The sequence below is a fragment of the Microbacterium sp. Leaf351 genome (genome assembly GCF_001423825.1).
GTDB classification, from domain to species: Bacteria; Actinomycetota; Actinomycetes; order Actinomycetales; family Microbacteriaceae; genus Microbacterium; species Microbacterium ginsengisoli.
This window is the reverse complement of the sequence record NZ_LMPK01000035.1, coordinates 148,184-148,525: the sequence shown is the minus strand read 5'-3', so window position 1 is coordinate 148,525 and position 342 is coordinate 148,184. Positions and strand designations below refer to the sequence as shown.

1 protein-coding gene is annotated in these 342 nt (G+C 73.1%); it reads right to left on the bottom strand.

Features of this window, described 5'->3' with window-relative positions; all coding sequences use genetic code 11:
* Positions 1-342: aminotransferase class III-fold pyridoxal phosphate-dependent enzyme (locus tag ASG00_RS18350; protein WP_235559557.1), on the bottom strand; the 342-nt coding region annotated here is incomplete at both ends.

Genomic DNA, 342 nt, shown 5'->3' with positions numbered 1-342 from the left:
CCCCCGCCTCGCCCTGGATCGGCTCGATCAGCACGGCGGCGGTGTTCTCGCCGATCGCCGCATCGATCGCCGCCGCGTCGCCGTACGGCACGCCCACGAAGCCGGGGGTGAACGGCCCGAAGCCATCCCGGGCCGACTCGTCGGTGGAGAACCCGACGATCGTGGTCGTGCGGCCGTGGAAGTTGTCGTGCGCGACGATGATCTCGGCCGCGCCCGCCGGCACGCCCTTCACCCGGTACGCCCAGGCGCGGGCGACCTTGATGCCCGTCTCGACGGCCTCGGCGCCCGTGTTCATCGGCAGCACGAGATCCTTGCCGCACAGCTCGGCGAGGGCCGCGGCGA